The sequence below is a fragment of the Desulfonatronovibrio magnus genome (assembly GCF_000934755.1).
Classification (GTDB): domain Bacteria; phylum Desulfobacterota; class Desulfovibrionia; order Desulfovibrionales; family Desulfonatronovibrionaceae; genus Desulfonatronovibrio; species Desulfonatronovibrio magnus.
Genome location: NZ_KN882175.1, coordinates 645506 through 668896 on the forward strand (window position 1 = coordinate 645506; position 23391 = coordinate 668896).

Genomic DNA, 23391 nt, shown 5'->3' on the forward strand with positions numbered 1-23391 from the left:
AAGCCCTTCGTTCTAAATGCAGGAGTATTTATGAAAAAGTATGATGTTATTGTCATTGGAGCGGGTCCGGCCGGAGGAGCCTGTGCTTCAACCTGTGCAAAGGAAGGCTTGAAAGTAGCCATGATTGAAAGTTATGGCTTTGGCGGTACTTGTCCATTGCGCGGTTGCAACCCCAAAAAAGTCCTCACAGGTGCTGCAGATATAGTTGCCCTTGCCCGGGGCATGACCGACAAAGGACTTATGGCCGATAATCTCAGCATTAATTGGGAAGATCTGGCTGCCTTTAGGGACAGCTTTGTATCCGGCAAAAAGGAGAAAATTCAGGAAGCTTATGCAGGTCTTGGTATTGACACATTCAATGCGCAGGCTGTTGTGCTGGATGATTATCAGGTTCAGGCTGGTGAAGATATTATGACTGCTCAAACCATTGTCCTGGCATCAGGCATAAAGCCCGCTCCCATTAATGTGCCTGGAGCAGAGTACATATCCACTTCAGACGACTTCTTAAGCCTTGAAAAGCTCCCTGACAGCATCGTTTTCATCGGTGGTGGTTTTATTTCATTTGAATTTGCATCCATAGCAGTCAGAGCAGGCTTAAAAACGACCATAATCCACAGAAGCGCTCAGGTGCTCAAGCAGTTTGACCCTGATCTTACAGCTGAACTTGTGGAAGCTATGCGGGATGCAGGCGTTACAATTAATCTCAATACCGACATTAAATCCATTACCAGGGATAAACAAAAAATTAAAATTCAGATAATGGAGAATGGAAAAACCTCAACCATTGACGCACACATGGTGGTGCACGGCGCAGGCAGAATTCCGGATGTTGATAAACATACTCTTGAAAAATATAGTATTAATGTCAGTTCTGTAGGGGTTGAGGTAGATGAACATATGCGCTGTAAAAATAATGATCGCTTTTTTGCTGTGGGAGATGTTGCGTCCACTCCATTTGCCCTGACTCCTACCGGTGACATGGAAGGCAGGGTTGCAGCCTCCAACATCATCAAACCTGGAAGCAGTGCAGTTGATTATACTGGCACGGCAAGTGCGGTTTATACAGCCCCGCCTCTGTGCGCAGTTGGTCTTCTGGAAAAACAGGCCAGAGAGGCTGGCATCAACTTAAGAATAGTCAGAGAAAATATGGCCCAGTGGTTTTCATGGACACATCTGGGGCAAAAATTTGCCGGCTGCAAAATCCTCATTGATGAGGACAGGGATGTTATTGTGGGTGCCCATATTCTCGGTGCAGGTGCCGAAGAGATGTCCAACCTCTTTGCCATGGCCATCAGGATGCAGACACCCGTCAAAGAGTTAAAAAAGGTTTTATGGGCTTATCCCACCAAGGGATATTACTTTAAATATATGATATAAAAAAATGTAATGCCCGCAACTTCCTGCAATTTCCTGGTTTCGGGCATTACAATCTCATACTTTGACTGCAATTTCCCGGTATACATCGTCCAGCATGATAGCACCCATAACCTTGTCTCCCTCTTCCACCACAGCAATATCCTGTCGATAGTCCAGAAAGGCTTCCAGAACTCTGGCCAGAGTATCGTTAGGACGAATCCTGGCTGCTTCTTTCTGATAAACTTTCCTGATATCTGCCTGAGCACCCAGTTCGCATGAAAGTTTGAAGGCTTTTTCATAGTTTTCCGTATCTTTTACCTTTGATGCATTTTTGAGCAGTTCAGGCCCCATTTTCTTGACTATATCCCAGGTAGTTATGATTCCGGACAGCTTTCCAGCCTTACTCAGCACAACTGCACTATTATTGCCCGGATAAACTTTTCGGCTTTCCTGAATCTTCAAAATAACATCTTTGATTGATACTTCCTCATCTACTTTGGGAAAATCATCATGCATGATATCCCAGGCTCTTTTTCGGTAAAGCATTTTGTTCCTCCTGAACTGTACATGAATCAATTAAAACCAAATCCCTTAATCAAAGTCCGCCAGTAAAGCTCCTATATGCACTCCTTCAATGTACGGCTCGTTTTGATAAAGATTGCGGATTTTCCATTGGGCATGCTGCAGCTGTTCATTGGTAATGCCGTTTCTGGTAGCAGTATAAGCCTCGATAAAAGCCGCAAGATTATCGCAAACCTTAAGCAGATAACCATCTTTGGGATCAAACTTGTCAAAATTATACTTTTGCTGAAGCTCCTCCCAGCTGACTTTACTGACCTTGCCATCTACTGAAATTGTATTGTCGAATTCACTAACTTCATCATTCCCAAGATAATACCGCAGCCTTTGCGCGAGGCCAGTATATTCGGGTTCCTGAAGGAGGGAAAAAACCCTTTTTTCCAGTTCTTTGTTTTCATATTCTTTGATTATATCCCCCATGGTCTGAACTGATTTTTTAACAGGAGAAATGATATCTCGGGTAAGAAGTTCCGGTAAATCATGTATCAGCCCTGCAAAAAAGTTATTCTGCCTCCTCATGGGACAGGCGTTAACCGACATGCTGAAAAAAAAGGCATAGCATGCAACTATAAACATGTGACCAAGAACTGAAGTCTCTGGAATTCTTGGAGTTTGTGACCAGCGCTTTTGAAACCTCAGCCTGCCGCAGAGATTCATGAATCCACTCAGCCCGCCCTGACCTCCCAGCATGAGTTCTTCCATACCCTTGAGATCACTATATTGCTTTAAAAGATTCAAGAAATTGTCTTCAATCTCTTTTAGCTCCATATCACCTGGATTTATTCCTTTAATCAGGCTGAACTCCCAACTGCTGGCAAAGACATGAGCGCCGTTAAGTATTCGTCTGGCAAAAGTACTGTCCTCAGAGTCCTGCAGGTAGGTCTGCAATTTTTCTTGGAATTCTGAACCAAGGGGCTGCAGCCTTGGCTCAAGTTGTTTAATAACCCAGCTGGTCAATTGCCTGTAATGCACTGGATTAGACTTGATTTCATAAAAAACAGGTGGTTTGATGTCTGTAATAACCAACCTGTAAAGGTAGTCAAATATCCCTCCCAGAATAACTTCTTCATACAGATCAGCCTTTTCCTCCGTCGACATGGACCTGGAATTCAGGTTGAGCAGAGCAAAGGCGGTAATCATTTTATGAGCCTGCTTATCCACTTCCACAAGCTCCACTGGTCGTAGCTTGTCATTCCATCTTTTCATGAAAGAACCGGAAAAAATTAGCTGCAGGAGACCTTTTCTTACACTTGGAAGTTGTGATACCATGATATTTTGCTCTTAAAAAAAATATTGAATGTCGAGATCAGGATAGTTTTTGCTGAACCACTTCCTGCCAGACTTTTGACAGGATCATCCAAAGGTCTAAACTATAATGGTAAATTAAATAACTCCGTGAAGCAAGAGCCAACTACATGCAAAAAATCTTGCTATTTGGTCATTTTTATATTGACACCTGCAGCAAAACTCAATAATAATCCCTTTCTTTCAATTCAGACAGGAGTTCCAAAATGAAGACATATAGCCCAAGACCCCAGGACGCCAGACGCGACTGGCATGTAATAGATGCTGAAGGAAAAATTCTGGGCCGAATGGCTACAGAGATCGCCACCAAACTGCGAGGAAAGAATAAACCGGAATTCGCCCCGCACATGGACATGGGTGATTTTGTTATCGTAGTCAACGCCGATAAGGTAAAGGTAACCGGCAACAAACTCAGTCAGAAAAAGTACTATCGTCACACCGGATATCCAGGCGGCATCAGAGAAATATCTCTGGAAAAACTTCTGGACAAAAAACCAGAAGAAGTAATCCGTCATTCAGTACGTGGAATGTTGCCCAAAAACAAGATTGGTCGCAATCTGCTCAAAAAACTCAAGGTCTATTCCGGGCCTGACCATCCGCATAGTGCTCAGAAGCCGCTAAACCAGGATAACTAACCCTGCTGGGAGTATATCAGATGAAACAAGATTTTTATTACGGCACAGGCAGAAGAAAAACATCCATTGCCAGGACAAGACTCTATAATGGCTCAGGACAGATACTAATCAATAACAGACCCTATGATGAGTACTTTCCACGGTCCACACTGCAGATGATCATTAATCAGCCATTAAAGTTAACCAAAGTTCACGGCAAATTTGACATAAAAGTCAATGTTACGGGCGGCGGGCTGGCAGGACAGGCCCAGGCAGTACGACACGGTATTAGCAGGGCTTTGCTTGAGGTCAGCTCTGATAATCGTCCGATCCTTAAAAAAGCAGGACTGCTGACCAGAGATGCCAGGGTAAAAGAAAGAAAAAAATATGGCCAAAGAGGTGCCAGAGCACGCTTTCAGTATTCAAAGCGTTAAAATCAGCACTTCTGAATACAGATATGTTTACTCAAGGCAGGGTCCGTTGTTGCGGCCCCTGCCTTTTTTATTTTTGTATCTGCATAGCTGTACCTGCAAAGCTTTGATGAAGTGAAGAAGTTAGAAAATGAGCAAGAAGTCAATACCGCGTATGATAAGCGCAGATGAAAACGGAGAGATTTTTGAAGATCCTGAACTGCTGATGCTCTTGCGCCAGGGCGAGGGATTTGTGCCGCCCAGGCCTGATGAACTCATCCCTTTGCCTGCAGACAGTGACCTATTTCTTCTTCCAGGACGTAAAGCCATAGGGCTCGATCCGCAAAGGGGTACTGTCATGGCAACTGACAGCCTGGCTGTAGCTGGTTTTGCCAGTCCTGGACATACACTTGCCGGGACCGCCGCCTATATTACTGACTCTGAGGCCCCTGATCTGCCTTTATACGCCTATGGAGCAATTGGATATATGCATGACCAGTTCTGGATTGCAGCCAGAAAGGTGGACAAAGACATGCGTCAGGTTTTTTCTCCGGAACTGCTGCAAAGCATCCCGGGAAAAGTCAGAAATTTGATTAAAAAGTATCCCCGCAATCGCCTCATTCAGCATCTGACTCATTGCGCTCTGAATTCCTGCTGTCCAGCAGCCAGAAACCTTGCGCTTGGCAGGTTTGAAGCCCCTCTTCCTACATCAAGAAACTGCAATGCCCGCTGTGTGGGGTGCATTTCATTTCAGCCGGCTGGATCAAGTTTTCAATCCACTCAGGACAGGATTTCATTTACTCCGACTGTTGAGGAAGTGGCTGAAGTCATGCTTGCCCATGGCTCAAGGGTTAAGAAGCCCATCTTGTCCTTCGGGCAAGGCTGCGAGGGTGAACCGCTCACTATGGCTGATCTTATTTGTAATGCCGTGGCAAAGGTTAGAAAAAAAATTCCCAAAGCTACAATCAACATTAATACAAACGGTTCCATGCCTGATCATGTTGAGGATCTGGCCCTGGCTGGGGTTGATTCATTCAGGGTAAGTCTCAACAGCGCAGATCCAGATCTGTATTCCAGATACTACAAACCTGTAAATTACAACTTCAGTCAGGTACAGGATTTTATTTTGAAAGCAAAGAAACATGATTGCTTTGTATCGCTGAATCTTCTGTATTTCCCGGGGATTACCGACACTGAATCTGAGATAGATTCCATGACCAGACTCATATCTGACACAAAGCTGGACTATATTCAGATGAGAAACCTGAATCTTGACCCGGAAATATATCTGCACCTTATGCAGAATAAAGATTTTGGACCACAGACAGGTCTGTTAAATTACATGAAAAGACTGAAAAAGGAATGTCCCTGGATTGAGTATGGCTATTTCAATCCCTATCTCGGGAGATGAAAATTAGAACTTAATATCCACAGGACTTGCGGCATGCCGTGACTCCACCACACTGCCAATATCCCAGGCAGGACAGTTCATGGCTTTAAGACGCGAAAGAACGTCCTCACGATAGTCATTTGAAACCACTATTATATATCCAATACCACAGTTAAAAACCTGCAGCATCTCTTCCCAGGACATCTCAGCTTCATTTTTAATCCAATTAACTACCGGGGGGATATCCCAGGAACCAAAATCAATCTGTACAGACATCTTTTCCTGAATAACTCTGGGAATATTATCATAAAATCCTCCGCCAGTGATATGAATCATTCCGTTGATAGGTATATCCCTGGCTATGCTTACCACCTCGGGCACATATATTCTGGTGGGTTCCAAGAGAACTTCTTTGACTGTACTTGCAGTATTGGGAAAAATATCATCTCCGGAAAGCTTGGATTGTTTCAGAATTTTTCTTGCCAGCGAGTAACCATTGGAGTGCAGACCTGATGAAGCAAGCCCTATGAGCGTATCACCGGGACGCACATCTCTGCCGTCTACTATTTGACTGTTATCAACCACTCCAACACAAAAGCCTGATAAATCATACTCCCCAGGCGGATAAAAATCTGGCATTTCAGCTGTTTCTCCACCCAAAAGAGCACATCCGGATATTTTACAGCCCTTTGCTATTCCGGCGACCACCTGCTCAGCCTTTTCAGGCTCAAGCCTGCCTGTTGCAAAGTAATCCAGGAAAAAAAGCGGTTTGGCTCCCTGAACCAGAATATCATTGACTGACATGGCTACCAGGTCAATGCCTATGGTATCATGCATATCAAACAAAAAAGCCAGCTTGAGCTTGGTGCCTACTCCATCTGTGGAGGCCACCAGAACAGGCTCTGGCATGTCTTGAGTGTCTAACTTAAAAAGGCCTCCAAATCCACCAATATCAGCCATGACCCCTTTAATGTGGGTGGACGCAACTATGGGTTTTATCCTCTTTACAAACTGGTCAGCTTTTTCAATATCAACCCCGGCCTCTTTATAAGACTCTGCGCGACTCGTCATGTAATCTCCTTAAGGTCATTTTGACAGCAGGTGAATTAATTAAAAAAACCAAGTAACAATTTAGCCTTTTTTAAGATAAGCAGGACGGGACCCACTTGAGCTAATAACCGATAATTTAAACGTGTCATTTATGATGCAAGTGGGTCCTTTAAGAGCCAGTCCCAGTGCCACATCCAAAAGGCTAATCTGTTACACAATATCTTTTTTTGCCGTTAAGTTCAAGACATATTAACACTGCAGACAAACTTAGAAATAAACCCCATGGGAACAGGGTCTCTCAATAGTCATTTATCATGGACATATCGCTTACAAGTAACTATAGTCGAATATGAAATAAATTCAGATATTTACAGTTTTCACATTTTGATGATTTTTGCTTATGAATGATGCACATTTGCCTGAAAAATTCCGTCAAAGATGAGAGCTTTACGCCTGGCACAGGGACTGTCCCTCGCTGTGTAGATTTTTTCATCAAAGCAAATTTCTTCCAGGAACCAATGCAGCATCAATCTTTTTTATAGTACCTTGCGGGGACTGTCCCAATTTCCAGAAAAGTGACAGACTCGTAAAGTTACTCCCAGGTTCGGTCCCGGTCCGCCCGGGTGAGGGGCTTTTAACTCTCAAGCTTTACAGAGCAGTTAAAAAACCTTCAAGCATCAAAACTCTACGCCTGGCACATATTCAATATAACAAACCTGGTAAAAAAGTAGCAAGACCGGGCATAATAATTAAAAGCAGCAAGAGCAGCACAAAACAGGGCAGAAAAAGCAGAACTCCCTTAAAAACCTCCGGCAGCTGAACACCGTGCCCCATGGAAGCTACAATGTAGGTGTTAATACCAACAGGTGGAGTAATGGCGCCAAGAGTTGTGACCACTGTAATAAATACTGCAAACCAAACTGGATCATAACCCATGGACTGAGCTACTGGAAAAAATATGGGAATGGTGATGATCAGCAGCGCCAGGGCATCCATAATGGCTCCACCTAAGATGTATACCAGGCCAATTAGTAGAATTACCAGAAATGATGGTAAGGCCAGTTCTCCCACTATGCCGGCCAGCTCAAATGGCAGCCTGGTAACAGCAAGAAACCTTCCAAAAATGACTGCCCCAAGTATAATGGCCATAATCATGGCCGAAATGCGCAGGGTATCTGTCAAGGCAAGGTAAAAACCGCGCAGGCTCAGATTGCCTCCTGCCACCCCGATAACTAACGCAATAAATGACCCCACAGCCCCTGCCTGGGTAGGTGTAAAAAAACCTTTAATCAATCCTGCCATGACCAAAACAAACAGTATTAATATTTCAATAGTGCCTTTTAAGGATTGAAGCTTGGCCTTGATTGAAGTGACCTGCCCTGGAGGACCAAGCTCTGGTTTTCTGCGACAGGCCCACCATATGGATGCAATAAAAAAAATACAAAGTAAAAAACCAGGGAGCAAAGCTGCCCAGAACAAAACGCCGATGGCCTGACCGGTCTGCAGACCTATGACAATCAGCACCACGCTGGGAGGAATAAGAACTCCAAGCGTTGAGCCCGTGGCAACACTGGAAGCACTGAGAACTGGACTGTACTTGTATTTTTTCATCTCCGGCAGGGCCACTGATCCCATAGTAGCTGCTGTGGCCGTATTGGATCCGCAGATAGCGGCAAATCCTGCACAGGATAAAATAGTAGCCATGGCCATTCCTCCCCGGATATTCCCCATCCATACATAGGCAGCATGGTAAAGACGCCTGTTCACCCCGGCATGGAAACTTATCTGTCCCATAAGAATAAACATGGGGATAACTGTCAGACCATATGAAGAAAACACCTCCCATACTTCGTCACTGAGCATGCCCATGGCGGCATGCGGGTTCACTACTATTGCAAAACCAGCAAACCCCACCATGGCCATGGCAAAGCCTACTGGAATGCGTAGAAAAAATATTATAAGCAAAAGTGCTACTATGCCGATAATTCCAATCAGTGTCAGGCTCATTCCAGAGAAAATCCTTAAATATTATATTATGATGAAAAATTTTTATGCTCTTTGCATGTGCACAAAAAGTGTTATGCATGCACCCCTCACAAGAGGATCAAGTTGTAACTTGGTAAGCACTTTACCCGTGCGGCCCCGGGATCTAACCTGTGAGTAACTTGAAATCAGCCTTAGCGCGAGATTGCTTCGCTTCGCTCGCAACAAGGATTGCCGCGCTCGAAGACTCGCTCGCAATGACACCTGAGCTGTCAGGAATGTAGTTGCTCAAAACCTGTCACCCACGAGGGAGCCTGAGCGACCGAAGCAATCTGTATGGTAAAACCATAATATTTTGAATTTATTATTAAAACGATTGTAGTTACTTGTAAGCTCCTCCCCCGGGCGGCCCGGGACCAAACCTGCGAGTAACTTTAGGATACTGTCATTTTTCTGGAAATTGGGACAGTCCCCGCGAGGTACTATAAAAAAGATTGATGCTGCATTGGTTCCTGGAAGAAATTTGCTTTGATGAAAAAATCTACACAGCGAGGGACAGTCCCTGTGCCAAGTGCAAAGTTCCCATCTTTGACGGAATTTTTCAGGCAAATGTGCATCAATCATAAGCAAAAATCGTAAAAATATGAGAATTGTAACCGTCTGATTTTGTTAGCAAAACGATTCCAGTTACTTAGAAGCTCTGAAAACCTGCACCACAATAGTCAGCAAAAGAGCAGCAAAGCCAAAGGCTACAATGTAAACCAATGGGTAAAATGGGATGCGCATACTCTCGGAAAGCTCGCCAAAAAGCTTTAGAGATGAACCAAGCAAAATCAGCTGGCGAATTATCAGACCGAAAAATATAATCAATATGGTTTGAGAAATAATATAAAGTATCTGCCTGAATTTTTTAGGTATAAAACGGTCAAAGAGATTGACGGTTATATGCCCTCCAGACTGCTGTGTAGGGGCCAATGCAAGAGCTGCCACCAGGGCGCCCAGAAAGCCCGTGGCCTCATAAGCACCTCTGATGGGTTGGCCATAAAATCCCATCACCATGTTAAGGGTGGCCAACCCCATCATTAAACACAACAAAACAGCACCTGCTGCTACAAGTACTTTGTTGATAATATTTGAAAGTCTGCTGAAAAATTCTGTCATTGCCATTTATCCTGATCCATCCGGTTCCATCAAATGCCTAACTCATTCTCGTAGTATTCTTTCAAACGCATCATATCAGAAAAAATTTCTTCAGCAGGTAACCCTCTTTTCTCTGCTTCCAGTTTCCATTCATCAACCAGACCGGCAAGTTTCTCATCAATTATGTCATATTCCTCAGCAGTCAGCTCGAATAGTTGTGCATCATAATTTTCTGCAGCATAGTCCAGAGCTTTCTTAACATGGGCATCCATATACCTGCCGGTCCATAAGGCCTGCTCTCTGCCCAGGTCTTCCATAACCTGCTGCACTTCTTCAGGCAGACTGTCCCACTTGCGCTTATTCATTATCACCGCGAAAGGATAAATCTGCAAATCAAGCAGGGTCTGATAAGGGGTATATGCAGCGAAATTAAAGTCCAGCAATACTTCCATGGAAGACAGCAAACCTTTGACCATCCCGCGCTGCAAGGCCTCAGGTGTTTCGGGCATGGGCATGGAAACAGGTACAGCCCCCAGAAGCTCCAGAATTCTTGAAGCTGTGCCGGAAGCCCTGATCTCCAACCCCTGCAGATCCTCAAGGCTTTGTACAGGTTGTCTGGTCATGAGGTTGGAGGGCGCATTGGCAAACATGGTCAATACCTTAACCTGTTCAAACTCTGCAGGCTGATACTTTTCATAAAGATCCCAAAGAACCAGGCTGGCCACAGCAGCTGAAGTGAACCCCACAGGCAGTTCGAGCACTGTAGTCATGGGAAAAACCCCTGGCTGATAAGACATGGACAAATTGCCAATGTCTGCCTGCCCCTGAATGACTCCCCGAAACATGTTTCTGGCTCCAAGCAAGCTTCCACCTGGATATGTTTCCACCTTAACCATTCCTTGTGTTCTTTCTTCCACAGCCTCCTTCCATCTTTCCATCTGAACTGAAGGAAAAGTGTTGGCCGGCGGAAAATTGGCGTAGCTGATTCTTATAACTTCAGCTCCGGCAAGCCCACTTGATACCAGAATCAATAAAAATGTAAGCAAAATTTTTTTATACATGCTGATGCTCCCTTTTTGCAGCGCTGTAACGCTATGATTGAAAGATGAGAAGGATCTGCCAAAAAAAGGCCGCCAGGCTTTTCAGCCTGCGGCCTGAAAACTGTTATTGCTGATTATTTACGCAGTACCACAATGAAGTTATATTGTTAATTAGAAGCTCCTCACCCGGGCGCCCCGGGACCGAACCTGTGAGTAACTAAAAAATCAACCTTAACACGTTAGAGATTGCCGCGCTCGAAGACTCGCTCGCAATGACACCTGAGCTGTCAAGAATGTAGTTACTGAAAACCTGTCACCCACGAGGGAGCCTGAGCGACCGAAGCAATCTGTATGGTAAAACCATAATACTCTGATTTTATGAGCAAAACGATTGTAGTTACTTTTAAGCGTCTCATCTAAGGGGGTATAGACCAAACATGCAAGCAACTGTCTTCATTAAGCCGAGCCTGCATCCTGAAGCTATTGAACAATTGTCGGCTGGAAGCCGTCTCTACGTTAAAGGACAGCCCCTTTTCTAAAAATTTGGGGTAGTCACTGGACGGTTATGCAACTGCTGATTAAGATAAGACTACTGAAGGTCAACAACACTTCCACAGAATTTAGTTTGACTGTAAAATGTTTGTCAAGGACTTTGTCACTGCACAGGGCCTGTAAAGTAAACAACGGTCTATTTTGGTCCAAGGTCTAAGGTCTAAGGCATTCTTTTTGAGACTTTGGACGTCAAAGTCATTCAGCAATAAGCTGCTTAAGCTCGTTAACATCAAAAACCAGGGAGGACGCCATGTCACAAGCCATTCTTTGGAGACAAATAAAGAATCAGAAAGTGCAATGTATGGCCTGCAGTCATTTTTGCCTTATTGCACCTCATGAAAAGGGAAAGTGCGGGGTAAGAATAAATGTAGCAGGCGATTTAATCAGCTTGGTCAGAGATAAAGTAGCAGCAATGAACCTGGACCCCATTGAAAAAAAACCGCTTTACCATTATTTGCCTGGCAGCCATACTCTGTCCATGGGAACCATGGGATGTAATTTATCATGTACATTCTGTCAGAATCATTCTCTGTCTCAGCCCCCCAAAAACAACGAACCTGTCCAGGGTAATGCAGTATCATCAGAACAGATCATTGCTCTATCCAGAGAGTACAACGCCAAAAGTATTTCATACACCTATTCGGAGCCCACCATTTTTATAGAATTAGTAAGGGACATAGCAATACCCTCCAAAGCAGCAGGTCTAAAAAATTTAATTGTCAGTAATGGCTTTCAAAGCAAACAATGTCTTCAGGAAATGTCTGAATACATTGATGCGGCCAATATTGACTTGAAAGCCTACACAGAGAGGTTCTACCGGGATTATTGCGATGCTTCGCTGAAGCCTGTTCTGGATAACCTGGTAAGAATAAAGGAAATGGGATGGTGGTTGGAGGTCACTACCCTGCTCATACCTGGGCTTAACAATTCTGAGCAGGAAATAAAAGACATGGCCGGATTTATACATGATAATCTTGGATCTGATACACCCTGGCATATTTCAGGATTTCATCCAACTTACAAAATGACAGACAGACAACCAACTAAAGTTGAAGATCTGGAAAAGGCTTTTGAAACAGGTAAAAGCAAGGGGCTGAAGTTCGTTTACACAGGAAACTCACCCGGACATCGTGGAGGGAATACAATCTGCTCTTGCGGGGAGACGATTGTCAAAAGATCAGGCTTCAGAATTCAGGAAATAAAAATCACTGACAAAGCCTGTCCTTCTTGCGGACAGATTATTCCAGGAGTATGGGATTAGTAAATATCTGAAATGCAAACAAACGTTCATTGTTTTGTAATCGCCTCACACGGAGGGACCGGGACCGAGCCTGTGAGTAGCTTATACCCCTCGTTCCCAGGCTCCAGCCTGGGGACGTCTTACTCTTGCGGCTCCAGCCGCTTCTTCATACCAAAGCCTGGATTCCGGCTTTCGCCGGAATGACGGTAAAGAGTAAAAACTTGCTTTAACCGTCACCCCGGACTTGATCCGGGGTCCAGTTTTTTTTGAAGTTACTTGGAAGCTCCTCACCCGGAGGGACCGGGACCGAACCTTCGAGTAACTGAAAATGAGTCTCCTCTATGGACATTGGGACAGTCCCCGCGAGGTACTATAAAAAAGATTGATGCTGCATTGGTTCCTGGAAGAAATTTGCTTTGATGAAAAAATCTACACAGCGAGGGACAGTCCCCCTCCGGGCTGTAAGCCTCCGGGCAGGAAGCTGTGCCAGGCGTAAAGCTCTCATCTTTGACGGAACTTTTCTGGCAAATGTTCATGTATCATAGGCAAAAATCGTGAAAATATGAAAACTGTAAACGTCTGATTTTGTTTATAATTTGGCTTTAGTTACTTAGAAGCTCTTCACCCGGGCCCACCTGGATGAAACTTTCACAAGGAGTTGCAACTACTCAATAAACGGGGTTTGCAACTCTGTAAGCAGTTCAGAAAGCCTTGCCGCCTTTCTGGAATTTACATGGGTCAGGATATCACCGGCCTGCCGCCCACGCATCCCGGCCAGAATTTTCACTGCGATATTTTCATCTATGGTTTCCAGAACTTCAGCTGCCTGCTGTGGGCGCATATTTGCGTAAACATCAACAAGGTGTCTGATTTTCTGATCCTTGACGACATCAGCCTCTTCGAGCATCCTTTCCAGACCTGCTTCCAACCGTTGAAGCTCTGCCAGTTTTTCATCAAGCTCGGCTTCAAGCATACGCAGGTTTCTTTCTCTTCGATCTATCTCTTCTTCTCTGGCTCTTAGTCGTCTGAACTCTTCAGTAATGTTCTGCTGCGGTGCCTCTTCATTGACTGCCTCTCCTTCTTCTTCAGCGGCAATGGCCGGCTTTACTTCCAGCATTGTTGCCCTTGGGACAGGAGTCGTCTTTTTTTGGGTTCCATCATCAAACATGGTGAACATGAACCCGATTTTAAGAACCGCAAGAACCATTATTACTTGTAGAAGCTTAGTAGGTCTTGGGTTTAAAACGGACCACTGCCATTTCATCGAATTCTTTTTGCTCTGCTTTTTCTTGTTCATGATTAAACTTCATTTTCTGGTTTACTTTCAATTTTTCTATGATTTTTTTTTCTTTACTCTTTTCCAACAAATTCTTTCTTTTCAGCGTCAATTCTTTGGCTATTTTTTGCAGTATGACCTCTGCATGGCTTATGTCAAAATTCAGTCGGTCAATGTACTGATTCCAGAGCCAGATATCGCCCTGACTGACATCCTTTTTGCTCTGAAGCTCTTGTTTGGCCTGGCTTAACTCATACCTAAGATTATCAAGGACATAGTTCTGTTCCTGGTACTGCTGACGCGCTCTTGCCAACGCCTGCTGAGCCTTTTCTTCCAGACTGACTCGAAAATCTAAAATTTTTTGTAAATTAAATATAAATTCTTTTCTCATTTTTGACAACCGGGTATGATTATCTTCTTTACAAAAAGCATGCCTGAAAATACATTTGTCTGTGAATAAAGATACAGGTTGACCACTGGACTGGCTTTGCCCTGCACACACTTGCACCGGAACCATCCTGGCACTAACCTGTTACCAGCAACCCCGGGCGAGTTGTTGTGATACCGCTCCATGGTGAAAGTATTTTTCACACAAGAAGATTACCGCTCTGATCTTATCCAGAAATGCAGTCCTTTGGTAAAAAAAACTGCAGCAAAATATAAACCGTTCAGCACCTTGAAAAATCTGGCGGGCAATGTATAATTACAGCTGTGGCAATCAACATCTAACCCAGGTGACTACCAATGAAAAGAAATATTTATCTCAACACTGTCAGTATAAAAGATGCACTGGAAACAGTTAAACAGGCCATCGACCCTGAAAAACTGATGGGAACTGAGTCAATACCTGCCCAGGATGCTCTGTCCCGCGTTACTGCAGAACCGGTCTGGGCCAGATTCTCATCTCCAACCTATCACAGCGCTGCCATGGATGGGGTGGCTGTCAAATCTCATGATACATTTCTCGCCCGTGAAGGCAGCCCTGTTGCTCTGAAAAAAGGCGTTGATTATGAGGATATCAACACTGGCAATCCCCTGCCGGGAGACATGGATGCTGTAATTATGGTTGAAAAAATAATACGCGAGGACCAGGAAACCATCCTTATAGAGCACCCGGTTTTTCCCTGGCAGAATGTGCGCCGGGTGGGTGAGGATATTGTTGCCACTGAACTGCTTCTTCCACAGAACCACGAACTTTCTCCATATGATATAGGATCCCTTTTAAGTGCAGGAATATGGAATATTAAAGTCAGAGAAAAAGTCTGTATTCATGTGGTCCCCACAGGCGATGAAGTGCTGGACTTCACCCTGCAGCCAGAGCCTCAACCAGGCCAGGTCATTGAAAGCAACTCTCAAATTCTCATGTGCCTGACGTCAAAATGGGGCTGCACGACCAGAAGAACCCCTCCAGTAAAGGACGATCCTGATCTGCTTGGCCGGGCTATCGAGGAGGCCCTTGCTTCCCATGCTCATATTGTGGTTATTGGTGCAGGGTCTTCTGCCGGAAGCAAAGACTACACCAGAAACATCATAGAAAAACTCGGTACTGTTCTCGTTCATGGCATCAAGGCCATGCCTGGAAAACCGACTCTCATTGGTGTTTCCGGGCAAAAAATTATCATTGGTGCACCTGGCTATCCTGTAAGTTCGGTAATTTGTTTTGAACAAATTTTACAACCTCTGGTGTATTGGCTCTCCCGCAGGCACAGCAGACAACAGGAAACTATCAAGGCCAGACTCACAAGAAAGGTTCCATCCAGACCGGGTATGGAGGAATTTGTCAGGGTTTCAGTAGGAAAAGTTGATGGAAGCTATGTTGCCACTCCCTTATCCAAGGGAGCCGGCATGATTACCACCCTTACCAAGGCCCAGGGCATCACCAGAATAGATCAGGGAATGGAAGGCGTCTCAGCGGACAGGGAAATTACAGTTGAACTGCTTCGTCAAAAACCTGAACTAGATCAAGTACTCATGGCAGTCGGCAGCCATGATAACTTGATGGACATGCTTGCCAATGAACTTATGGGCCTGCAAAACCCCATCCATCTTGCTTCCACTCACCTTGGAAGCATGGGCGGCATTACAGCTGTAAAAAACCGTGCTGCGCATCTGGCAGGTGTTCATCTTTTTGACCCGGAACTGGATGACTACAACTTTTCATTTATTGAAAAATACGCACCAGACCTCAAATTCAGGCTAATTAACCTGGCCATCAGGCATCAGGGACTCATTGTAGCGCCTGGTAACCCCAAAAACATTGGAGCAGTACAGGACCTGACAAGACAGGACCTGACTTTTATCAACCGTCAAAGAGGAGCTGGCACCAGAATTTTACTGGACCACCATCTCAAAAGTGCAGGTATTTCATCTCAGAACGTTCAAGGTTACGACAAGGAAGAGTTCACACATATGTCTGTGGCAGTCAGCGTACTAAGCGGAACGGCTGATTGCGGAATGGGTATTATGGCTGCAGCAAGAGCTCTAAACTTAGATTTCGTACCTCTCACCAGAGAAAGATATGATCTGCTCATACCTGACTATGCTTTTGAGGACACCAAGATTCAGACCCTGCTGGAGATTATCCGCCGGGATGATATCAAAAACAAAATTCTCGCCACAGGAGGCTATGAAACAGATCTGACTGGACAGGAAATGCGCCCTGGACAGGGGTTGGGATAATCTAATGCGGGCTGTGCCCACAACTCAATTTAAACAAGGATCGTTAAGTTGGGGCGTTAACCGTATTTTTCAGGCTGAAGGCTGAAGGCTGAAGGCTGAAGGCTGAAGGCTGAAGGCTGAAGAATTAAAACTATAGACCTTATTGGTCTTGTCAATGTATAAAGTTTTCTTGTTTTTTTACTACAGGATTGGAGCGGTAAGTGACTAAACCCTGACCTCTGATCTCTGACCTCTGACCTCTGATTACACTACAAAGGCCAGCAAAGCGCTCAACTCTCCCCAGATAACAGCAGCGCCCAGGAAATCACCATTGATGCCCTGGTATTTTTTCCCAAGTCCGTGCAGAAAAATAATGCCTGCCGTCATAAAAACAGCAGACAGAACAGTCACCTTGATGGGCAGTATAAATACTGCAAACAGGCACAGCACAAATATATTGAATAGAACTGTGCCTGCGCCTGTTCCCGCAAGAAAGCTGTTACCAAGGCCCGGCACTGCCCTTCTTTTGCCGACATATGCCACAATAACTGCTGAACACCTGCCCAGACCCAGCGCCCAGACTATGACTGCCCATTGTCCTGCCGCGATTACTTCGCTTACAAGAACAATCTGACCTGTCATACCTGTGACAATCCCCATAACTCCAAAAGCGCCAACCCTGCTGTCTTTAAGTATCAGCCAGAATTTATCCACATCAGGCTGAGCAGCCCATCCATCCCATAAATCAGCCCATCCATCCCAATGCAGCCCCCTGGTGACTAAAAAGCCCAGTCCAACTGTAATCCAGGCCTGAACCAGAGAACTGCCGGCAGCTATTCCCAGCCATAAAGGCAGAGTGATTACAACTCCTATGATCAGCCCCACTATGGTGAACCAGTATAATGATCCGGCAATGTCCTTCTGGTCAACTACCCTGGCTGGAGCCAGAATACTCAGAAAAGACAGGGCAAAAAGAAAACTGCGCACCAGCTTCAAAAGACCATCCTTTTGGAAAAACCTTTACCGAGAACATTAAAAGTATTCTCAATAATAACAAAGGCATCAGGATCATTGGTAAAAATAATTTCCTCCAGTCGCTTGAGCTGAAAATTATTGACTACTGTCAGAACAATTTTTTTTCGTTCTCCGCTGTATGCCCCACGACCATAAAGAAAAGTCGATCCCCTTTGCACCTGCTGGCCAATGAGGTTGACCATTTTTTCAGGCATCTGGGTTATAATTAGCACCATTTTGCGCTGGTTGAACATGGCCATGAAATAGTCGGCCACGAGAGCTGTAACAAAAACACTGGTCAAAGAATACAGCATTAGATCAGTATTTAAAAACATAAAACCAAAGCCGAATAGAACCAGGTTAAATATGAAGCCGCTTTGACCAATGCGAATATTAAATTTTTGAAAAAGTATAACTCCAATAATATCCAGTCCTCCAGTAGAACCAAAAGAACGTAGACTAATTCCCATGCCTGCCCCAAGCAAAATACCGTAGCTAAGCGCAGCAAGAAAACTGTCTGTGATGGGCAGTTCAAGATGAACTGTTTCCAGAAAAAAAGCTGTTGCCAGCAGTCCATACAGGCTGTAAAAGAAAAAACGCCTGCTCACTAACCACAACCCAACCACAAATACAGGTATGTTAAGGACCAGCATCCAAATCCCCGGACTCATTATCCCTGTTATATAGAATAGAAAAAGACTCAGCCCTGAAAAACCTCCGGCAATGAATTCATGATGAATAGCCACTCCATTTATTCCTACAGCTATTATCAAACCAGCCAGGGTCATGAGACCAAGACACCAGGCATGTCCATAAACAAAGCTTCTAAGAAATGTAGACATAATAATTTACTCCTTTATTTACTCTGACAATCCAGGCATCTTTAACCACTTTGATGGAATCCGGCAAATCCTGTTTTTTATATCGAGTTTCGCAGCGACTTGACCCTTTATCTCCAGTACACTATCCTGTGATATTGTGATCATCAGCCCTCGTACAACTTATAAATTAAGTATCTGTTCAACTTTATTAAAGTGTGGGGACAGGCACTCTCCATACCACAAACAAGGCATAGATACATATTCAGGTTAATCAATGAACTTTACCCCTATTTCTTTAAAACACCAGGATCAGTTCAATGTTCTTTTACAGAATACTGATCAAATAGCATCTGACTACAGCTTTGCGAATATCTATGGCTGGGCGGACGAGTATGGTCTTGAAATATCTTTCAGTAATGATCTGGCATGGATCAGACAGACCAGGCCGCGCACAATGTATTGGGCACCGGTGGGTAACTGGAAAAGAAACTGGACAGAATCATTTCAGCATATCCCGACCAAAACTGAAATCGTCAGAATTCCTGAAAAACTGGCCGAAATATGGCAGAAAGACTTGCCGGGTATGAGCATTTTTTCCGACAGGGAACACTGGGATTACCTTTACTCAGTCAGTGAACTTGTGGAACTTAAAGGCAACAGGTTTCATAAAAAGAAAAACCTCTATAATCAGTTTATAAAAAAATATAATTTCAGTTATGTGGAGTTAGAAAAAAAATATATTGAAAAAGCCCTGGCCCTTCAGACCGAATGGTGCCTGTGGAAAGAATGTGACGACTCAGGAGCACTTGAGGCGGAAAACAATGCTATTGTCAGGGTTTTTTCACGCTGGGAAGAACTCACCGGCCTTTTCGGGGCTGGACTTATGATAGACCAGGACATGGTAGCCTACACAGTAGCCGAAGCACTGCCCGACAACACACTGGTTATTCACTTTGAAAAGGGGTGCCCCGGCTACAAGGGAGTTTATCAGGCCATAAACAAGCTCTTTCTTGAACACTCAGCATCTGAATACACTGTGGTCAACCGCGAACAGGACCTGGGAGATCCAGGACTGAAAAAAGCAAAGGAAAGCTATAACCCCATTGATTTTTTGAAAAAATTCAATGCCAGGCTATAAAAACATGAAGCTTGCGGAACATGGCAAGATTGATTCAAAAACGCGTCTGCTTCGACTTTAAAAAATAGCCAGCTTTGAAGACTTCCTGGTTATTCTTCTTCCAGCTTATGCCAGTATTTGCATTTCTTTTCCGGACAGGCAAGGTGCTCACCTCGGGTTTTAGTGGATTTACGCACCAGGATCCTGGAATCGCATTCAGGGCAAGGCTCCTCAACAGGGTAGTTCCAGACAGCGTAATCACATTTTGGATACTGGTCACAACCATAGAATACCTTACCCCGTCTGCTGCCCTTTTCCACAATTTGACCCTGACAGCCATCCACAGGACAAGGTATGCCTGTAGAAAAAGGCTTGGAAAATTTACATTTTGGATAATTGTCACAGGCAATGAATCTGCTTCCTGTACGCGCCTTTTTCATAACCAGATCGCCCTTACAGTCAGGGCAGATTCCTACTTTCTCTCTTATTACAGGTTCTGCCTCGAGAACATTTATTTTACCATCTTCATCGCGATTGAAATTGGCCGTACTTTTACAGTCAGGATAACCTGAACATGCCAGGAAGGCCCCGTTGCGCCCAAACCTGATGAGCATGTTTTTTCCGCATTTCTCACACTTGATATCAGTTTCCTTGCCTGCCTTGACTGTAGCCATTTCCTTTTTAGCTTTATCCAGAGTTGGATAAAACTCATCTGTAAAATGCTTTAAAAGCATAACCCAGTCTTTGTTCCCTTCTGCTACTGTATCCAGATCACCTTCCATCTGGGCAGTAAATGTAGTATCCATTAATGAAGAAAAGTGTTTGACAAGCAGGTCACATACCTCGGAGCCAAGCTCAGTGGGCAGGAAGTTTTTCTCCTCAAGAGTAACGTATTCCCTGTCCATAAGCGTGGAAATAATGGCCGCATAAGTTGAAGGTCTCCCAATGCCCAGTTCTTCAAGTTTGCGCACCAGTGAAGCTTCCGAATATCTTGCTGGAGGCTGGGTGAACTTCTGGTCTTTAGTCAGATTTTCCAGATCAAGGATTTCATCTTTTGTCAGCTTGGGCAATGAGATATCATCCTTTTTTCCTCCACCTGAATAAACACGGAGAAACCCGTCAAAAATCAGGCGCTCACCTTTACTTCTCCACAAAGTATTGGCTGCGGACACGGTCACTGTGGTATCCCAGAACCTGGCTGCCGCCATCTGAGAAGCCATGAATCTTTCCCAGATAAGTCTGTACAGAGAGTAATCCTGTTTCGCAAGATAGGGTTTGACATCTTCCGGGGTTATCAGAGGATCAACCGGTCTGACTGCTTCGTGAGCGTCCTGAGCTGATCCTTTGGATTTGAAAAACCTTGTCTTTGGGGGATAATAATCCTTGCCGAGACTGGATACAATCCATTGTTTGGCTGCCTGCTGAGAATCCTTGGACACTCTTACCGAATCAGTACGCATATAGGTGATCAGCGCTGTAGTTCCTTTAGCCCCAAGCTCCAGCCCTTCATAAAGACGCTGAGCCACAGACATGGTTCTTTTGGCTGTAAAGCCCAGACGACTGCTGGCTTCCTGCTGCAGGGTAGAGGTGATAAAAGGCGGCTTGGGGTCGCGCTTGCGCTCCTTTTCCTCAACAGAGTCAACCTTGAACTCTGCCTTTTTAACAATAGCTTCAAGGTTATCAGCCTCTTCCTGAGAACCTACATGGGCCTTTTTATTGTCTATCTTCCAGAGTTGAGTTTCAAAACCTTCTTTTTGTGCATTGGCAAGCATGGCCTTGAAAACCCAGTATTCTTCAGGCTTAAACGCCTGTCTCTCCCTTTCGCGCTCCACTATCATACGCAGAGCCACAGACTGAACCCGTCCTGCTGACAGACCACGCTTAACCTTGCTCCATAGCAGAGGCGAAATCTTATATCCCACCAGTCTGTCCAGAATTCGTCTGGCCTGCTGGGAATTAAACAGATTTTCGTTTAATGCGCGAGGGTTTTCCAAGGCTTCCTTAACTGCCCTTGAAGTAATCTCATTAAACTGAATTCGACTGATATTTGTATTTTGTTTTTTTATCAGTTCAGCAATATGCCAGGCAATGGCCTCTCCTTCCCGGTCAGGATCAGGGGCCAGATAAATTCTGCCTGCTTTTTTGGCACTTTGCTGGAGCCTGGTAACAATTTTCTTCTTGCCATAAATAATTTCATATTCAGGCTCAAAATTGCCGTCTTCACTCACTCCGAGGGTCTTTTTGGGAAGATCCCGAATATGACCAACCGAAGCATCAACAAGATAATCCTTGCCCAGAAACTTCTTTATGGTCTTAACCTTAGCCGGTGATTCTACTATAATTAAATCCTTGCTCATAATGGGCCTGCGTATAAGCATAGGCTTTTGCTTTGGCAAGTAAAAAATTTATTTGTCGATTCTTTTACCTTGCCTTGAGCTCGAATTTTCATTATCTGCCAACAAATCATATCTATCGAAGCACGGGAACTGGCTCTTTCTGGACCCACTTGCCTTAAAAATGACAAGTTTTTAATGCACCTCGCTGGGACTGTTCCAATTTCCAGAAGAGTGACAGTTCTTCAATGTGGAGGCGGCTTCCAGCCGCCTGGAACTAAATAGCCTGCAGGATGCAGGCTCCACTTTAAAGGCAGTTACTCGCAAGTTCGGTCCCGGCCCCTGGTGAAGATCCTAAAAATGACAAGTTTTAAATATCGGTTATTGCTCAAATGGTTCCCTAAGCGCCTGCCCCTCTATTTTCCCTGAAAGCGCTAAACTATTACCAGATTTTCTATATTTCGCTGAAGTGATATTGGAGTTAAACTAATGAAAACAGCTATAGTCGGCTTTGCAGGATGTGGAAAAACAGAACTTTTCAGGGCCCTGGCTGGTCCTGGTTCTGCCGCGGCAGGCAGAGCCATGGTCAAAGTGCCGGAGCCAAGGCTTGACCCTTTAATCAAAGTCTTTAAGCCTGGAAAAGTTACCAGAACAGAAATTGAATATAATGATATGCCCGGCAGCGGAGGCTCCAAGTCCATTGGCAACAAGGTTTTAAACGCTGTCCGGGGTTGTGACTGCCTCCTGGCAGTGCTGGATGCCTATTCAGGAACTGCAGATGCGCAGGACCAGCTTGATGCTATAGAAGCGGAGCTGATTGTGTCTGATCTGGCGGTCATTGAAAAGAAACTGGAAAGACTGGCCCAGGATAAGCAGAAGGCAAAGCATTTATATGATCCCAAAGAGGAAGAACTGCTGCAAAAAGCCATGGCTTTGCTCGAACAGGAAAAGCCCCTTCGCATGGACTATGACTTGAGTACTGAACCCTCACTCAAGGGCTTTTCCTTCCTGTCCGCCAAACCCATATTATATGCCTGGAATATATCTGAAAACAAAATGGGCAGCTTTGAGCCCCCGCAAGATCAGTTTTCCATGGCCCATATCGCGGTTTCTGCCATGCTGGAACGCGAAATGGCCGAACTGGAAGACCCTGAAGAACTCCAGATGTTCATGCAGGACCTGGGAGTGGAACATTCTGCTCTGGACAGAGTAATTTACAAAACCTACTCCCTGCTCAACCTCATTACGTTTCTCACAGCAGGAGAAAAGGAGGTTCGCTCCTGGGCCCTCAAAAAAGGATCTACAGCTGCTGAGGCTGCAGGGCTAATTCATTCTGATATTCAAAAAGGATTTATCAGGGCAGAGGTTCTGGGCTGGAGTGACTTTCTGGAATGCCGGGATATGAAAAAGGCCAAAGAAAAAGGTGTTCTGCGCCTTGAAGGAAAAGATTACATTGTCAAGGACGGCGACATCATAACCTTTCGGTTTAACGTATGATTCAAAATCTGACAAC

The 23391-nt window shown here is 44.7% G+C and carries 19 protein-coding genes; 8 read left to right on the top strand and 11 right to left on the bottom strand.

The window, feature by feature from the left end:
• Positions 1 to 30 precede the first annotated feature (30 nt).
• Positions 31 to 1377: a dihydrolipoyl dehydrogenase family protein gene (locus LZ23_RS14740; protein ID WP_045215245.1), complete on the top strand. Its 1347-nt coding sequence runs from the start codon at positions 31 to 33 to the stop codon at positions 1375 to 1377.
• Between the two features lie 54 nt (positions 1378 to 1431).
• Here LZ23_RS14740 and LZ23_RS14745 read toward each other — a convergent pair whose 3' ends face one another.
• Complete coding sequence (locus LZ23_RS14745; protein WP_045215247.1) at positions 1432 to 1902, bottom strand: CBS domain-containing protein; 471 nt, start codon at positions 1900 to 1902, stop codon at positions 1432 to 1434.
• A gap of 45 nt (positions 1903 to 1947) precedes the next feature.
• Positions 1948 to 3204: an HD domain-containing protein gene (locus tag LZ23_RS14750; RefSeq protein ID WP_045215248.1), complete on the bottom strand. Its 1257-nt coding sequence runs from the start codon at positions 3202 to 3204 to the stop codon at positions 1948 to 1950.
• Between the two features lie 242 nt (positions 3205 to 3446).
• Here LZ23_RS14750 and rplM point away from each other — a divergent pair, with 242 nt between their 5' ends.
• From rplM to LZ23_RS14770, 3 genes are all read left to right on the top strand, one after another.
• Positions 3447 to 3875 (top strand): 50S ribosomal protein L13, encoded by a 429-nt coding sequence (rplM, locus tag LZ23_RS14760; protein WP_045215251.1) that lies wholly within the window; start codon positions 3447 to 3449, stop codon positions 3873 to 3875.
• Between the two features lie 20 nt (positions 3876 to 3895).
• Positions 3896 to 4288, top strand: coding sequence for a 30S ribosomal protein S9 (gene rpsI / locus LZ23_RS14765; protein ID WP_045215253.1), 393 nt, complete (start codon positions 3896 to 3898; stop codon positions 4286 to 4288).
• A gap of 127 nt (positions 4289 to 4415) precedes the next feature.
• The gene (locus LZ23_RS14770) at positions 4416 to 5675 is read left to right on the top strand and encodes a radical SAM family protein (protein ID WP_045215254.1); all 1260 of its coding nucleotides are present in this window, start codon (positions 4416 to 4418) and stop codon (positions 5673 to 5675) included.
• A gap of 3 nt (positions 5676 to 5678) precedes the next feature.
• Here the strand turns inward: LZ23_RS14770 and purM are convergent, their stop codons facing one another.
• From purM to LZ23_RS14790, 4 genes are all read right to left on the bottom strand, one after another.
• Positions 5679 to 6725: a phosphoribosylformylglycinamidine cyclo-ligase gene (purM, locus tag LZ23_RS14775; protein ID WP_045215256.1), complete on the bottom strand. Its 1047-nt coding sequence runs from the start codon at positions 6723 to 6725 to the stop codon at positions 5679 to 5681.
• Between the two features lie 681 nt (positions 6726 to 7406).
• On the bottom strand, positions 7407 to 8711 hold the full coding sequence (locus LZ23_RS14780) for a TRAP transporter large permease (protein WP_045215257.1): 1305 nt from the start codon (positions 8709 to 8711) through the stop codon (positions 7407 to 7409).
• A 663-nt stretch (positions 8712 to 9374) separates the two neighbouring features.
• Positions 9375 to 9848, bottom strand: coding sequence for a TRAP transporter small permease (locus LZ23_RS14785; protein ID WP_045215259.1), 474 nt, complete (start codon positions 9846 to 9848; stop codon positions 9375 to 9377).
• A 29-nt stretch (positions 9849 to 9877) separates the two neighbouring features.
• Positions 9878 to 10888 (bottom strand): TRAP transporter substrate-binding protein, encoded by a 1011-nt coding sequence (locus tag LZ23_RS14790; protein ID WP_045215260.1) that lies wholly within the window; start codon positions 10886 to 10888, stop codon positions 9878 to 9880.
• Between the two features lie 781 nt (positions 10889 to 11669).
• Between LZ23_RS14790 and amrS the strand changes: the two genes are divergently transcribed.
• Positions 11670 to 12680 carry an AmmeMemoRadiSam system radical SAM enzyme gene (gene amrS / locus LZ23_RS14795; protein WP_045215262.1) on the top strand — a complete coding sequence of 337 codons (1011 nt, stop codon included), beginning with the start codon at positions 11670 to 11672 and terminating at the stop codon, positions 12678 to 12680.
• A gap of 643 nt (positions 12681 to 13323) precedes the next feature.
• Here amrS and LZ23_RS14800 read toward each other — a convergent pair.
• Positions 13324 to 13923: a MotE family protein gene (locus LZ23_RS14800; RefSeq protein ID WP_198146004.1), complete on the bottom strand. Its 600-nt coding sequence runs from the start codon at positions 13921 to 13923 to the stop codon at positions 13324 to 13326.
• Positions 13883 to 14326, bottom strand: a complete 444-nt coding sequence (gene fliJ, locus LZ23_RS14805; protein WP_045215567.1) for a flagellar export protein FliJ — start codon at positions 14324 to 14326, stop codon at positions 13883 to 13885. Before fliJ ends, LZ23_RS14800 begins: the two co-directional genes overlap by 41 nt.
• A 353-nt stretch (positions 14327 to 14679) precedes the next feature.
• Between fliJ and LZ23_RS14810 the strand changes: the two genes are divergently transcribed.
• The gene (locus tag LZ23_RS14810) at positions 14680 to 16614 is read left to right on the top strand and encodes a molybdopterin biosynthesis protein (protein WP_045215264.1); all 1935 of its coding nucleotides are present in this window, start codon (positions 14680 to 14682) and stop codon (positions 16612 to 16614) included.
• 243 nt (positions 16615 to 16857) lie between these two features.
• Here the strand turns inward: LZ23_RS14810 and LZ23_RS14815 are convergent, their stop codons facing one another.
• Positions 16858 to 17580, bottom strand: coding sequence for an adenosylcobinamide-GDP ribazoletransferase (locus LZ23_RS14815; protein ID WP_232300513.1), 723 nt, complete (start codon positions 17578 to 17580; stop codon positions 16858 to 16860).
• 5 nt (positions 17581 to 17585) lie between these two features.
• Positions 17586 to 18449 (bottom strand): YitT family protein, encoded by an 864-nt coding sequence (locus tag LZ23_RS14820; RefSeq protein WP_045215267.1) that lies wholly within the window; start codon positions 18447 to 18449, stop codon positions 17586 to 17588.
• A 253-nt stretch (positions 18450 to 18702) separates the two neighbouring features.
• On the opposite strand from LZ23_RS14820, the gene LZ23_RS14825 reads away from it, so the two are divergent.
• Complete coding sequence (locus LZ23_RS14825) at positions 18703 to 19566, top strand: DUF2156 domain-containing protein (protein WP_045215269.1); 864 nt, start codon at positions 18703 to 18705, stop codon at positions 19564 to 19566.
• 89 nt (positions 19567 to 19655) lie between these two features.
• On the opposite strand, the gene topA is transcribed toward LZ23_RS14825, so the two are convergent.
• Positions 19656 to 21902: a type I DNA topoisomerase gene (topA, locus tag LZ23_RS14830; protein WP_045215568.1), complete on the bottom strand. Its 2247-nt coding sequence runs from the start codon at positions 21900 to 21902 to the stop codon at positions 19656 to 19658.
• Between the two features lie 465 nt (positions 21903 to 22367).
• Between topA and LZ23_RS14835 the strand changes: the two genes are divergently transcribed.
• A complete protein-coding gene (locus tag LZ23_RS14835; RefSeq protein WP_045215270.1) occupies positions 22368 to 23375 on the top strand; it encodes a DUF933 domain-containing protein in 1008 nt (335 codons plus the stop codon).
• The last annotated feature ends 16 nt before the right edge of the window (positions 23376 to 23391 follow it).